The following is a 15,578-nucleotide window of genomic DNA, read 5'->3' as shown; positions in this document are numbered from 1 at the left end:
TCTCATATAGAATATTTATATAATAAAATAATATAAATATATAAATAATACATAATTATTTTAATGTATTTTATATAAATTATGGAGTATGAATTGAATAATAAAGCCATAGTATTAATGGAAGATGGAACTAAAATTTTTGGAAAATCTGTGGGAGTTAATGGAATAGTTATAGGAGAAATAGTATTTAACACAGCTATTACTGGTTATCAAGAAATAATTACTGATCCTTCTTATTATAAACAAATTGTAACTTTTACATATCCACATATTGGTAATGTAGGTACAAATTTAGAAGATAATGAATCATCAAAAATTTATTTAAAAGGAATTATTATTAATAATTTATCAAAAATATCAAGTAACTATCGTAGTACTGAAAATTTAGATGTATTTCTTAAAAAAAATAATATTGTTGCTATTGAAGGGATAGATACTCGATATTTAACTAGATTAATACGTAATAAAAAAATTAAAAAAATAGCATTAATTGTTACCAAAAAATATTTTAATTATGAAAATATTATTAAAAAAATTAATAAGTATAATGGACTACAAGGATTAAATTTAATTAAAGATATTACAACAAAAAAAAATTATTCTTGGATTAAAGGTAATAAAAATATTAAAGTAATTAAACATTATAAATTTTCTATGCATATTATAATATTAGATTTTGGTGTAAAAACAAGTATTTTAAAAATGTTTATAGATAGAAAATGTAAAATTACTGTTGTATCAGCTTTTACTAGTTATGAAAATATAATTTTATTAAATCCTGATGGTATTTTTTTATCTAATGGTCCAGGAGACCCTACTCCTTGTTTTTCTATAATAAATACAGTAAAAAAAATTTTAACAACAAATATTCCAATTTTTGGTGTTTGTTTTGGTCATCAAATATTAGCAATTGCAAGTGGAGCAAAAATTAAAAAAATGGATATTGGTCATCATGGAAGTAATCATCCTGTTAAAGATTTACAAAATAATAAAGTATTAATTACTACTCAAAATCATGGTTTTACTATTGATAAAAAGAATATTCCTAAAAATATAGAAATCACACATAAATCTTTATTTGATAATACTATACAAGGAATTCGTTTGATTAATAAACCTGTTTTTGGTTTTCAAGGACATCCTGAAGCTAGTCCTGGTCCACATGATGCATCTATTTTATTTGATTATTTTATAAAATTAATTCAAATATATTGTAAAAAAAAATATAAGAGATTATAAAATGCCAAAACGTACTGATATAAAAAATATTATGATTTTAGGTTCAGGACCAATTGTTATTGGTCAAGCTTGTGAATTTGATTATTCAGGAACACAAGCATGCAAAGCTTTAAAAGAAGAAGGATATAATTTAATTTTAGTAAATTCTAATCCTGCTACTATTATGACTGATCCTGATATTTCTAATATTACTTATATAGAACCTATGAATTGGGAAAGTATTGCTAAAATCATAGAAAAAGAAAAACCTGACGTAATTTTACCAACCATGGGAGGTCAAACAGCATTAAATTGTATTTTAGATTTAGAAAAAAATAATGTTTTAAATAAATTTAATGTTAATACAATTGGAGTATCAATTGAAACTATAAATAAAGCAGAAAATCGCCTATCTTTTGCAAATATTATAAAAGAATTAGGGTTTAATTTACCTAATTCATTTATTATCCATAATATGGATGAAGCATTAAATAATATTAAAAAAATTGGTTTTCCATGTATTATTAGACCATCATTTACTATGGGAGGAAGTGGAGGAGGAATTGCAAATAATATAACAGAATTTAAAAAAATTTGTAAAAATGGTTTAAATTTATCTCCAAATCATGAATTAATTATTGATGAATCATTAATAGGATGGAAAGAATATGAAATGGAAGTTATAAAAGATAAAAATAGTAATTCTATTATTGTATGTTCTATTGAAAACATAGATCCTATGGGTATTCATACAGGAGATTCAATTACTGTAGCACCAGCACAAACTTTATCTGATAAAGAATATCAAATAATGAGAAATGCTTCAATATTAATTATGAATTCTATTGGAATGGAATCAGGAGGTGCTAATGTTCAATTTGCTGTTAATCCAATAACAGGAAAATTAGTAGTAATTGAAATGAATCCTCGTGTATCAAGATCATCCGCATTAGCATCTAAGGCAACAGGGTTTCCAATTGCAAAAATATCAGCAAAACTTTCTATTGGATATACATTAGATGAATTAGTAAATGACATAACAAGTAATCATATTACTGCAGCTTTTGAACCTTCTATTGATTACATAGTTACTAAAATACCTAGATTTAATTTTGAAAAATTTTATAATGTTAATGATCGATTAACAACACAAATGAAATCAGTAGGCGAGGTTATGTCTATAGGTACGTCATTCCAAGAATCAATCCAAAAAGCATTATGTAGTTTAGAGACAGGAATTAATGGTTTTAATTCTAAAATTAATTTAATTAAGAATAAAAAAAATTTTAATTTAATTATAAAAGAATTAAAAAATCCTGGTCCTGATAGAATCAGATTTATTGCAGATGCTATAAGATTAAATATGTCAATAAAAGATATTTATCATTATTCAAAAATAGATAAATGGTTTTTATTACAAATAAAAGATCTTATTATTATTGAAAATAAAGTAAAAAAAATAGGTATTAAGTATTTATATAATAAAGAAAATTTTTTTAATTTAAAAAAAAAAGGATTTTCTGATGCTAGATTAGCAAATTTATTAAATATATCTGAAAATAAAATAAGAAAACTACGATATAAATTAAATATACATCCAGTATATAAAAGGGTTGATACATGTTCTGCAGAATTTAAAACAGATACTGCTTATATATATTCAACATATAAAATAGAATGTGAAGCTAAACCTAGTAAAAATAAAAAAAAAATTGTAATTTTAGGAAGTGGTCCTAATAGAATAGGGCAAGGCATTGAATTTGATTATTGTTGTGTACATGCATCAATAATATTACGTAAAAATAATTTTGAAACAATTATGATTAATTGTAATCCAGAAACTGTATCTACTGATTATGATATTTCTGATCGTTTATATTTTGAACCTATTACATTAGAACATGTATTAGAAATAATTAGAATAGAAAAACCACAAGGAGTAATTATACAATATGGGGGACAAACTCCACTAAATTTAGCTAAAAAATTAAAAAAAGAAAATATTAATATTATAGGTACTAGTCCAGAATCTATAGATCTTGCTGAAGATAGAAAAAAATTTCAATGTATTATTAATTCTTTAAAATTAAAACAATCTCCTAATTATATAGTAAATAATTTTAATGAAGCTTTAATAAAAGCAAAAATTATAGGTTTTCCTATTATAGTCAGACCTTCTTATGTTTTAGGTGGAAGATCTATGGAAATAATATATAATGAAAAAAATTTAAAAAATTATTATTTATTAAATATACATAATAATATTTCTGTTTTATTAGAAAAATTTTTAAAAGATGCTATAGAAGTTGATGTTGATGCTATTTGTGATGGAAAAAATATTTTTATAGGAGGTATTATGGAACATATTGAATATGTAGGAATTCATTCTGGAGATTCTGCTTGTTCTTTACCGACACGTACTTTAAGTAAAAATATTCTAAATAAAATTAAAATTCAAACAAAGCAACTAGCTACTAGAATTAATGTATGTGGATTAATAAATATTCAATTTGCTATAAAAGATAAAGAAATTTATATAATAGAAGTTAATCCTAGAGCATCTAGAACAGTACCGTTTATTTCTAAGGCAATAAATATACCATTAGCAAAAATGGGTGCATTAGTTATGGTAGGTAAAACTTTATTAGATTTAAATCTTAATAAAGAAATTATTCCACCATATTTTTCCGTAAAAGAAGTAATGTTACCTTTTAATAAATTTGATAATATAGATCCTATATTAGGTCCTGAAATGAAATCTACAGGAGAAGTTATGGGTATTGGATTTTCTTTTGCTGAAGCATTTTATAAGGCAATGTTAGGAACTAAAATTTTTATAAAAAAAAAAGGTATTATATTAATATCTATACAAAATAAAGATAAAAAATTTATTTTTCCAATAGTACAAAAATTAATAAATTATGGTTTTAAAATTGAAGCAACATATGGTACTGCTCAGTTTTTACAAAAATTAAATATATTAGTTAAAAAAGTTAGAAAATCTACTGAAAAAGAACCAAATATAGTTAACTTTATTAAAAATAAAAGATATACTTATATAATTAATACTGGAGAAAAAAAAAAATTAACTAATAATTCTAATTTAATTAGAATATTAGCTTTAAAAAATAATGTTTATTATAATACAACTATTAATGGAGCTATAGCCAGTGTAATGGCTATGAAAAATAATTTTAAAAAAAGAATATTTTCTTTACAAGAATTACATAGTTTTCTATTAAAATAAAAAATTTTATTATTTTAATAATAAATATTTTAATTTTTAAAAACGTTATTTTTATAAAATTATATGTTAAATAATATTGAAAAAAAAAAATATAATGTAAATAATTTATTAAAGATTTTTAATTTAAATAATTTACAAATTTTAAATATCAAAGGTCCTGATAGTAAAATTTTTTTACAAAATCAATTAACTATTAATATAAATCAATTAGATAATAAAAATTATTTAAATGCTTTACATTGTAATTCTCAAGGAAGAATATTAACAAATATGCATATTTTAAAAAATTCTGATAATTATTATAAATATATTATTCAAAAAAATATATTAGACGTATATTTAGAAAATATTAAAAAATATACTACATTTTATAATATAAAAATTTTTTTAAATTCAAAAGAAAAAATTTTTGGATTATCAAGTATAAATTTAGAAACAATTATTTCTAAAATTTTTAAAAAAAATAATATTTTATCAACTAAAAAAACATTATTTTTTTTTAAAAAAGATATTTTCTTAAAATTTTGTTATTCTAATTATTATTATTTTTTAGTGTTATCGCAAAAAAATATTAAAGTTTTTATGCAAGAATTTTACCCTAAAAAAATAATTTATATTATAAATAATAATTTTTGGAATAAATTTTATATGAAGATAGGATTTCCTATTATTGATGTTAATCATAACTGTAATTTATTTTTTCCTCAACAAAGTAATATGGAAAAATTTCATGCTATTGATTTCAATAAAGGTTGTTATTTAGGACAAGAAATAATTAGTACTTTAAAATTTAAAAACAAACAAAATAAAAAATTATTTTTACTAGAAGGTAAAGCTAATTTTTTACCATTATATAATGATTTATTAGAAATACAAAATCATAAAACTAAAAAATGGCAAATAATAAGAGGTAGTATTATTTTAAAATCACTAGTACTTAAGTCTAATTTAATTTGGATACAAGTTATATTAAAAAATAATATTTTAAAATATTCTTTAATTAGATTAAATAGAGATCAAAAAAGTATTTTTTCTATTATTAAAATTTTTTAAAATTGTAAATTTTTAAATAAATAAGTAAAATATTTAGAAATATAAATTTGAATATTATTCATTTAATAATGAAAGGTTTATATAAAAATGAAAAAAATAACTATTATTTTTATTATGATTATAATGAACATTTATAATGTTGCAAATGCTGAATCTAACTTTCAAGATTATTGGTATTTTGGTTCTAAATTTGGTTTATCAAGATATGATCATATTAAATTATTAGGGAAAGATATTGATAATCAAGAATATAATGTTTTTAATAAAATAGGAACTGGAGTATTTTTTGGATATCAATCAAATAATTTTTTAGGTTTTGAACTAGGTTTTGATTGGTTAGGAGCTATTAAAAAAAATATTAAGGAAGAAGGAATTATAAATTTTTTTGAATCTAAAGGAATACAATTAACATCCAATATCAGATATCCTGTGTATAAAAATATATATTTATATAGTCGTTTAGGTGGTTTATTTACTCAATCAATTAATCAACAATATAATAAAAATAATTATTATAGAAAAAATATAAATAATATACAATATGGTTTATATCCATTAATAGTAATGGGAGGAGAATTTCAAATAAATAGATTTTTTTCATCAAGAGTAGAGTATCAATTTTCCGGGAAAATAGGAAATAATGATATTAATAATTTAGGCCAAAAAACAAATAATTCCATGTTTACTATTAGTTTAGTATATAATTTTACTGATAAATATCATTTACCTTCAATTAAAAATTTAATACATAAAGCTAAAACACATTACTATAATAATTATAGTAATGATGATGTTTTATCAAAAACAAAAGTTTATTTTAATTTTAATAAAAGTATTTTGGGAAAACAAAATAGAAAAAAATTAAATAAAATATTAGATAAAAATATTAAAAATAAAAATTTAGATAAAGATAATGAAACTAAAATAATTATTTTAGGTCATTCTGATTATTTAGAAAAAGATAATGATAATAATTATGCTTTATCACAAAAAAGAGCTCAAAAAATTGCTGAATATTTATCATTAAAAAATAAAGATTTATTTAATAAAATAATTCTTATTAAAGGATTAGGTAGTAATTTGTCCATTAATAAAAATTGTCAAAAAATAAAAAATTATAAAAATTTAAAAAATTGTTTAGTTATAGATCGTTATGTAGAAATAAAAATTTTAAAAACTCCTAAAATTATTAAAAAAAATATTTTATATAAAAAACATTCTTTAATGGATCATAATTATGATCATGATGATTACTTAAATAATCAAATGAATAATCATAATAATAAATTTTTTATATATAAAAAATTTAGTTATTCATGTAATTCTATTTATAGAAGAGAATTTAAAAAAATTTATCAAATACAAAAGGAATTATATTTAATAAATGAAATAATAAGTAATTTTTTTATATAAATTATAAATAAAAAAAATGCAGAAAATATAAATTTTCTGCATTTTTTATTTATAATAAAAAAATATAAAAAATATTTTGTATAATAAACTTTAACATGCCCGAAGGCGGAATTGAACCACCGACACGGGGATTTTCAGTCCACTGCTCTACCAACTGAGCTATTCGGGCATATATAAAAAAAATATGTTCTTATTATGACAATATTTATAAGTAAACGTCAATATTTTTTATTAAAAAAATGAAATAAAATTATTATATAAATGATTAATTATTATGAATTATGATAACATCATATTAATATATGAATTATTTTTATTGTTTTTTTTTAAATTTTTTTTTATAAATAAAATTTTTTAAAATAGTACTTGAAACAAGGACTATATGTCCTTATCTTTCAGTGCACATTATTTAAAATAAATTAATATTAATTTATAATAGTTAAACTTCTTAAAAGGAGAATTATTAAATGAATATTCGTCCATTACATGATCGTGTTATTGTAAAAAGGAAAGAAGTTGAATCTAAATCTTCAGGAGGGATTGTATTAACAGGCTCTGCTGCTGGAAAATCTACTAGAGGAGAAGTCCTAGCCGTAGGAAAAGGACGTATATTAGATAATGGTGTTGTAAAACCATTAGATGTAAAAAAAGGAGACACAATTATATTTAATGATGGTTATAGTGTTAAAACAGAAAAAATTGATGATGAAGAAGTTCTTATAATGTCTGAAAATGACATTTTAGCTATTGTTAAATAACAAAATTTGTCATTAAATAAAATTTTTTAAAAAATTTAATTAATTTAATATAAATGAATTTAAGGAATATTTAAAATGGCAGCTAAAGATGTAAAATTTGGGAATGATGCACGTGTAAAAATGTTAAAAGGTGTAAATGTACTTGCAGATGCAGTTAAAATTACACTTGGACCAAAAGGTAGAAATGTAGTATTAGATAAATCATTTGGAGCACCAGCTATAACTAAGGATGGAGTAACAGTTGCTAGAGAAATAGAATTAGAAGATAAATTTGAAAACATGGGTGCACAAATGGTTAAAGAAGTTGCATCTAAAGCTAATGATGTTGCAGGTGATGGAACAACTACTGCTAGTGTATTAGCTCAATCTATTGTAAGTGAAGGTTTAAAAGCTGTTGCTGCTGGTATGAATCCTATGGATTTAAAAAGAGGAATAGACAAAGCTGTTATTGCCGCTGTAGAAGAATTAAAAGTAATTTCTGTACCATGTTCTGATTCAAAATCCATAGCTCAAGTAGGAACTATTTCTGCAAATGCGGATGAAACTGTAGGTAATTTAATTGCACAAGCAATGGAAAGAGTAGGGAAAGAAGGAGTAATTACAGTTGAAGAAGGTACAGGATTACAAGATGAATTAGATGTTGTTGAAGGTATGCAGTTCGATAGAGGTTATTTATCACCATATTTTATTAATAAATCTGAATCTGGTACTGTAGAACTTGATAATCCCTATATACTTTTAGTAGATAAAAAACTTTCAAGTATTAGAGAAATTTTACCAGTTTTAGAAATGGTTGCTAAATCAAGTAAATCTTTATTAATTATAGCTGAAGATGTTGATGGAGAAGCATTAGCAACACTAGTTGTTAATACTATGCGCGGTGTAGTAAAAGTTGCTGCTGTTAAAGCTCCTGGTTTTGGAGATCGTCGTAAAGCTATGTTACAAGATATTGCTATCCTTACCGGTGGTAATGTTATTTCAGAAGAAATTGGTTTAGAATTAGAAAAAACTACATTAGAAGATCTTGGACAAGCAAAACGTATAGTTATAAATAAAGATACCACAACTATTATAGATGGTACTGGAAAACAAAGTGATATTTCAGGGCGTGTTAATCAAATAAGACAACAAATAGATGAAGCAACTTCTGATTATGATCGTGAAAAACTTCAAGAAAGAGTAGCAAAACTAGCAGGTGGAGTAGCTGTTTTAAAAGTTGGTGCTGCAACTGAAGTAGAAATGAAGGAAAAAAAAGCTAGAGTAGAAGATGCGTTACATGCTACTAGAGCTGCTGTAGAAGAAGGTGTTGTAGCAGGTGGTGGAGTTGCATTAGTACGTGTAGCTGCTAAATTAATAAATTTAACTGGTCAAAATGAAGATCAGAATATGGGTATAAAAGTAGCTTTAAGAGCAATGGAGGCTCCTTTACGTCAAATAGTTTCTAATGCAGGAGAAGAACCATCAGTAGTAGCAAATAATGTAAAAGATGGTCATGGTAATTATGGATATAATGCTGCAAACGAAGAATATGGAGATATGATTAAATTTGGTATTTTAGATCCAACTAAAGTTACAAGATCAGCATTACAATATTCAGCATCTGTAGCGGGTCTTATGATTACAACAGAATGTATGGTTACTGATTTACCAAAAGAAGAAAAATCAGAAATATCAACACCAACAGGTGGTATGGGTGGAGGTATGGGTGGTATGATGTAATTTGTTTTTGTTAAAAAAATTTTTAAATTTATTTAAACTATAATTCTATTAATATATTAATATAAGCTGTGCATTAATAGCACAGCTTTTTTTATTATTTTAAATAATAAATTTTTTATTTTTCCCTCCATAAATATCTTTAGTTAATTTAGGAACTAAAAAACCAGATAATGATAATAATATTTTTTTCATAATTTTCTTCGCTTTATTTTCAGAAACATTAAAATGTTTACTACCATTTACTTTATCTAAAAGATGTAAATAATAAGGAATAATTCCAATACTAAATAAAGTATTACTTAGTTTAATTAAAATTTTATGATTATCATTTATATTTTTTAATAAAACACTTTGGTTAAAAATAGTTATTCCTATTCTTCTTAAAGAATAAATTTTATCAGATAATTTCTCACTAATTTCATTAGGATGATTAATATGAGTCACTATTACAATATGAAATTTACATTTACTAAATATTTTTAATAAATTTATAGAAATCCTTTCAGGAAGAATACATAATAATCTACTATGTATTCTTAATATTTTAATATGAGATATTGTTTTTATATCATTAAGAAGTAAATTAATTTTACTATCATTTAAAATTAATGGATCTCCTCCAGAAAAAATAATTTCATTAATTTCTAAATTTTTTTTTATATAATAAATTATTTTATTCCAGTCACATATTTTAATTGAATTAATATGTTTAGTATTTTTACGGAAACAATATCTACAATGTACTGCACAAATTCCTGTAATTAATATTAATACTCTATTTTTATATTTATGTATCATACCTGGGATAATAAAATATTCATTTAATGGATGATTATTATATTTGTTATGACTAATTAATTCTTTTTTATTAAAAATAAATTGTAATAAGATTGGATCTTTATAATTTTTTTTTTCAATCCTTTTTATAAAAATTAAAGGTATTTTAACTTTAAAGAATATATTATTTTTTTTATATAAAAATGGATGACTATCCTCTTTTTTAATTTTTAATATCTTAATAAGATCATAATTATTATCAATATTATTAGATAATTGTTTTAACCATAATTCTTTCATAGAATAATTTTATTTTATAAATATAATATTATTATAAATTAATATTTTTAAAAAAAAAAGAAAACATGATTAACTATTGTAGTAATAATTTTAAGATTGGAATGAAATTTATATTTTTAAATCAACCTTATATTATTGAATCTAATGAATTTGTTAAACCTGGGAAAGGACAAGCATTTGTAAGAATAAAAATGAGAAATTTAATTACAGAAAAATTAATTGATAAAACTTTTAAATCAACTGATAATTTAGATACTGCAGATATTCTAGAAAAAAAATTAAGATATTTATATAATGAAAAAAATTATTTTTATTATTTTATGGATAAAAATAATTTTGAACAAACTATTATTAATAATAAAATTATAAAAAAAAAAAAAAAATGGCTAATTTCTCAATATGATTATATTATAACATTTTGGAATCAATTACCTATATTTTTAACATTACCTAATTTTATAAAATTAAAAGTAATAAATACAAGTATAATTTTAAAAGGAAGTATTATAAATAATAATAAAAAAGCTATAATCAGTAATGGAGAAATAATAAAAGTTCCATCTTTTATTAAAATTGGAGATGTAATTAAAATTGATACAAGAAAAAAAAAATATATTTCTCGATTTAAATAATAAAATTATTAATTTTAAAATAATATGAAAAACTTTAATTACTTAACTAGTGCTAAAATAAATGATTTAATTCAACGTGCTACTATAATAAAAAAAATAAGAAATTTTTTTGATAAAAAAAATTTTATTGAAGTAGAAACACCAATATTAACTAAATTTGAAAATACAAATATTTATTTACAGCAATTTAATACAAATTTTTTTCATTTTAAAAATAAAAAAAAATTATTTTTAATTACTAGTCCTGAATATCATATGAAAAGAATACTTGCATCTAGAATAAATCATTCAATTTATCAAATATGTCATAGTTTCCGTAATGGAGAATTTGGTAGATATCATAATCCAGAATTTACTATGTTAGAATGGTATCATAAAAATTATAATTTAAAACAATTAATGTTAGAAGTTAATCATTTTTTTATAACATTTGGATTTAATAAAATTAAAAATTATTCATATAAAAAAATTTTTTTAAAATATTTAAAAATAAATCCTTTTAATATAAATCAAAAAAAATTATTATTTTTAGTAAAAAAAATAGGTTTTGTAAAAGAAAAAAAAAATAATAATTTTTTTGTAAAAGATGATTATGTACAACTATTATTTGATTTATATATTGTACCTAAATTAGGATTTATATCTCCAACATTAATATATAATTTTCCATCATCACAAAAAACTACTGAAACTATAAATAAAAAAAATAAAAATATAGCGAATAGATTTGAAGTATTTTTTAAGGGAGTTGAATTAGGTAATGGATTTCACGAATTAACTAATTATAAAGAACAAAAAAAAAGATTTAATGAAGATAATAATAAAAGAAAATTAATTGGTTTACCCTTAAAGAGGGTAGATAATTATTTGTTAAAAGCAATGAAATATGGTCTTCCAAATTATTCAGGTATGGCTATAGGTTTAGATAGATTTATTATGTTCTTATTAAAAACAAAATCTATTCATAAATCTATTAGTTTTTCTATAAAAAATTCTTAGTATATAATAATTTTTTATTTTAAATAATATATGCTAATAATTCTCCAATTTTAATTTTTAATCCTTTTTTTAATATAGGATTAAATTTAATTGTTTTAGGAGGAAATAAAGTAATAACAGTTGATCCTATATTAAAATAACCCATTTCTTCACCTTTTTTTAAATAAATAAAATCTCTTTTATAAAAATTATTTATGTATGGCCAATTCCAAATTTTAATATTATTTGTTCTAGAAGAAATAACTGAACCATACCAAGAAGTATAAATTCCACCTACTATTTGAGCACCAATTAAAATTTTTATTATAAATCCAAAAGATGTTTTAAAAATAAAGATTACTCTTTCATTTAAAATAAATAGATTACATAAATTATTAGATACTATATTATTAACTGGAAATAATTTTCCTGGAATGTATATCATTTTTAATAAAGTACCATTACAAGACATATGTACTCTGTGATAATCTTTAGGTGATAAATATACATTTATAAAAAATCCATTAGTAAAAATTTTATTTATTTTAGAATCTTTCCCTATAAGATTATAAAGAGAATAATTACAACCCTTAAATTGAAAAAGTGTATTTTTTTTTATAATACCTACTTCATTAATTGTTCCATCTGTATTTTGAATAATATGATTTTTATTATTATCAATTGGTCTTTTATTCATATTTAATTTTCTTATAAAAAATTTATTAAAAGTTTTATAATGAAAAATATTAGGATATTTTACTTCTTTCATATTTATTTTATATATTTTAATAAATAAAAATATTATAGAAGTAGTAATTATACTAAGTTTTTTTTTTGAAAAATAACTAAAAAATTTTGTAATTAAAAATTGTGGTAATATATTTTGTATATATAAATAAATTTTTTTTTTCATTTTATAAATAATCTTTTATGAAATATTTAAATATAATACAAAAAAATATTATTTAATAGTATTTAAAATTTAAATTTTTATAAAAAATTTAATATAAGGATATTATTTGTGAAAATAGATAATAATTTAATATGGTTAGATTTAGAAATGACAGGTCTTAATCCTAAACTAGACCGTATAATTGAAATTGCAATTATTATTACTAACTCTAATTTAGAAATTATAAATAAAGAAATAGTTATACCAATATATCAAACAGATAATATTTTAAATAATATGAATTTATGGAATAAAAATATACATAAAAAAACTGGTTTAATTAAAAAAATTAAAAATAGTAAATTTAATGAAAAAAAAGCAGAAATATATATTTTAAATTTTTTAAAATTGTGGATTAAACCTAACAGTACTCCTTTATGTGGTAATAGTATTTATAAAGATCGTATATTTTTATATAATTATATGCCTAAACTAGAAAAATATTTTCATTATCGTAATATTGATGTTAGTTCAATAAAAGAACTTGTGAAAAGATGGAACCCTATAATTTATTCTCGTTTAAAGAAGAAAAAAAACAAACATAGTGCTTTTTATGATATATATGAATCTATAAATGAATTAAAATTTTATAAAAATTTTATTTTTAATAATAAATAATATTTTATATAAATATATTGACAAATAAAACTGAAATTACATATTATTAATTAAATTATTTATATTTAGCGGGAATAGCTCAGTATGGTAGAGCACAACCTTGCCATGGTTGGGGTCGCGAGTTCGAATCTCGTTTCCCGCTCTATTTTAAGTAAATAAATTCCTTTATTAATATTAAAAATAATGCATATTAAAATTTTACCAAAAAATGTTATAAAAAGAATTGCTGCTGGAGAAGTAATAGATAGACCTGCAACTGTAGTTAAAGAATTAATCGAAAATAGTATTGATGCTCAAGCTTCACAAATAAATTTATTTATAGAAAAAGGAGGAATTAAATATATTTATATAAATGATAATGGAATAGGAATGAATAAAAAAAATTTAAATTTATGTATAAAAAAACATGCTACAAGTAAAATATTTAATTTAAATGATTTAGATTCTTTTAAGAGTTTTGGTTTTAGAGGTGAAGCTTTAACTAGTATAAAAGCTATATCTAGAATGACTATTACATCTAAAACATTTAAACAAAAAATTGCTTGGCAATTATATACAGAAGGATTTAATGAAAAAATAATTTATTTAAAACCAATTTCTCATCCAATCGGGACAACTATAATTTTATCTGATCTTTTCTATAATTTTCCTGCAAGAAGATTATCTCTTTCTAATGAAAGTATAGAGTTTATTTATATTAAAAATATAATTAAAAAAGTAATTTTAATGAGACTTGGTATAGGAATTAAATTTGTATATAATAATAAAATTATTTATAATTTTAAAAAAGTAACAGATAATATTTCTTATATAAATCGTATAAAAGTTATTTGTGGTAATAATTTTTTAAAAAATTCATTAGAAATTAATTTTATTAATAAAAAATTAGAATTATATGGTTGGATAATTATATATGAAAAAAATAATTTAATAAATAATTTATTTAAATATTTTTATGTTAATAATCGTATAGTATATACTAATTTTATTTGTCGTATTATTAAAGAAATATTATATAATAAATTTAATAATAATTACAAATTTTCTTTCATCTTCTATCTAAAGATAGAACCTAATCAAATTGATATAAATATACATCCACAAAAAAATGATATATGTTTTTATAATATACAAATAATATATAATTTTATATTTCAAAATATAACAAAATTACTATGTGATAATAATTTTATTAAAAAAATTAATAATGATATAAATATTAATTTAATAAAAAATAATAACAAAAATGAATTAAAATTAAGAAATGTAGAGTATTTTTTTACTCAAAACAAACTTTCTGTAAAAAATCAATTATTATTTAATAAAATAAAAAAAAAAAATTTAGTATATTTAGAAAACTTGCCAATTTTTAATTTTAAAAATTTTGGTAAATTTTTAACAGTTTTAAAAAATACTTATATTATCATAGAAAAAAATAATCTTTTATATTTTATTTTAATAAAAGAAATATTTTTTTTATTATTAAAGACAAAATTTAAATTACATTTAGAAAATAAAAATATTATAAATAGTATTAAGATTAATATATTCATAAATATAGAAAAAAAAGAATATTGTATTTTATATAAAATAAAAAATTTTTTAAAAAAATTAGGTTTTAAATTAAAAATAAATCAAAAAGATATAATACATATTTTATATGTACCTATATTTTTATCCTATTATAATGTAAAAAAATTATTTTTATATTTATTAAAGTATTTTATAAATATAAAAATAATTTCTTTAAATAAAATTAAAAAATGGATTATTAATTATATGATTAATATAAATGAAGAATGGAATTCTTCAAAAATTATAAATTTATTAATGGAATTAGAATTATTAAAATTAGAAAAAAATAATTTTTCAATAAAAAAATTATTTTATATAATTAATATATAATTTTTATT

General features: G+C 20.0%; 12 protein-coding genes and 2 tRNA genes. 11 read left to right on the top strand and 3 right to left on the bottom strand.

What is annotated here, in order from left to right:
* Positions 1-81: 81 nt before the first annotated feature.
* The 4 genes from carA (at position 82) to GJU00_RS00890 (ending at position 6,931) form a co-directional block, all read left to right on the top strand.
* Entirely contained in the window at positions 82-1,239 is a 1,158-nt protein-coding gene (gene carA / locus GJU00_RS00905) for a glutamine-hydrolyzing carbamoyl-phosphate synthase small subunit (RefSeq protein ID WP_168893444.1), read from the top strand.
* A gap of 1 nt (position 1,240) precedes the next feature.
* Complete coding sequence (gene carB, locus GJU00_RS00900; RefSeq protein WP_168893443.1) at positions 1,241-4,465, top strand: carbamoyl-phosphate synthase large subunit; 3,225 nt, start codon at positions 1,241-1,243, stop codon at positions 4,463-4,465.
* A gap of 63 nt (positions 4,466-4,528) precedes the next feature.
* Positions 4,529-5,518: a CAF17-like 4Fe-4S cluster assembly/insertion protein YgfZ gene (gene ygfZ, locus GJU00_RS00895; RefSeq protein ID WP_168893442.1), complete on the top strand. Its 990-nt coding sequence runs from the start codon at positions 4,529-4,531 to the stop codon at positions 5,516-5,518.
* A gap of 87 nt (positions 5,519-5,605) precedes the next feature.
* Positions 5,606-6,931 (top strand): OmpA family protein, encoded by a 1,326-nt coding sequence (locus tag GJU00_RS00890; RefSeq protein ID WP_168893441.1) that lies wholly within the window; start codon positions 5,606-5,608, stop codon positions 6,929-6,931.
* A 96-nt stretch (positions 6,932-7,027) separates the two neighbouring features.
* On the opposite strand, the gene GJU00_RS00885 is transcribed toward GJU00_RS00890, so the two are convergent.
* Positions 7,028-7,100, bottom strand: a tRNA-Phe gene (locus tag GJU00_RS00885).
* A gap of 298 nt (positions 7,101-7,398) precedes the next feature.
* Here GJU00_RS00885 and GJU00_RS00880 point away from each other — a divergent pair.
* Positions 7,399-7,689: a co-chaperone GroES gene (locus GJU00_RS00880; RefSeq protein WP_168893440.1), complete on the top strand. Its 291-nt coding sequence runs from the start codon at positions 7,399-7,401 to the stop codon at positions 7,687-7,689.
* A gap of 75 nt (positions 7,690-7,764) precedes the next feature.
* Positions 7,765-9,408, top strand: a complete 1,644-nt coding sequence (gene groL, locus GJU00_RS00875; protein WP_168893439.1) for a chaperonin GroEL — start codon at positions 7,765-7,767, stop codon at positions 9,406-9,408.
* Between the two features lie 99 nt (positions 9,409-9,507).
* On the opposite strand, the gene GJU00_RS00870 is transcribed toward groL, so the two are convergent.
* Positions 9,508-10,485 carry a KamA family radical SAM protein gene (locus GJU00_RS00870; RefSeq protein WP_168893438.1) on the bottom strand — a complete coding sequence of 326 codons (978 nt, stop codon included), beginning with the start codon at positions 10,483-10,485 and terminating at the stop codon, positions 9,508-9,510.
* 65 nt (positions 10,486-10,550) lie between these two features.
* Between GJU00_RS00870 and efp the strand changes: the two genes are divergently transcribed.
* Positions 10,551-11,117, top strand: a complete 567-nt coding sequence (gene efp / locus GJU00_RS00865; RefSeq protein WP_168893437.1) for an elongation factor P — start codon at positions 10,551-10,553, stop codon at positions 11,115-11,117.
* A 24-nt stretch (positions 11,118-11,141) separates the two neighbouring features.
* On the top strand, positions 11,142-12,116 hold the full coding sequence (gene epmA, locus GJU00_RS00860) for an elongation factor P--(R)-beta-lysine ligase (protein WP_168893436.1): 975 nt from the start codon (positions 11,142-11,144) through the stop codon (positions 12,114-12,116).
* Between the two features lie 19 nt (positions 12,117-12,135).
* Here epmA and asd read toward each other — a convergent pair whose 3' ends face one another.
* Complete coding sequence (asd, locus tag GJU00_RS00855; protein WP_168893435.1) at positions 12,136-13,008, bottom strand: archaetidylserine decarboxylase; 873 nt, start codon at positions 13,006-13,008, stop codon at positions 12,136-12,138.
* Positions 13,009-13,116: 108 nt separating this feature from the next.
* Here asd and orn point away from each other — a divergent pair, with 108 nt between their 5' ends.
* The 3 genes from orn to mutL all read left to right on the top strand — a co-directional run bounded on the left by orn (position 13,117) and on the right by mutL (position 15,570).
* Positions 13,117-13,665: an oligoribonuclease gene (gene orn / locus GJU00_RS00850; RefSeq protein ID WP_168893434.1), complete on the top strand. Its 549-nt coding sequence runs from the start codon at positions 13,117-13,119 to the stop codon at positions 13,663-13,665.
* A gap of 68 nt (positions 13,666-13,733) precedes the next feature.
* Positions 13,734-13,807 (top strand) — tRNA-Gly (locus tag GJU00_RS00845).
* 41 nt (positions 13,808-13,848) lie between these two features.
* A complete protein-coding gene (gene mutL / locus GJU00_RS00840; RefSeq protein ID WP_168893433.1) occupies positions 13,849-15,570 on the top strand; it encodes a DNA mismatch repair endonuclease MutL in 1,722 nt (573 codons plus the stop codon).
* The last annotated feature ends 8 nt before the right edge of the window (positions 15,571-15,578 follow it).

Origin of the sequence: Enterobacteriaceae endosymbiont of Donacia simplex (assembly GCF_012568645.1) — a bacterium.
Taxonomy (GTDB): Bacteria; Pseudomonadota; Gammaproteobacteria; order Enterobacterales; family Enterobacteriaceae.
Note: the sequence above shows the minus strand (reverse complement) of the source record. Positions and strands in the feature narration are given on the sequence as shown.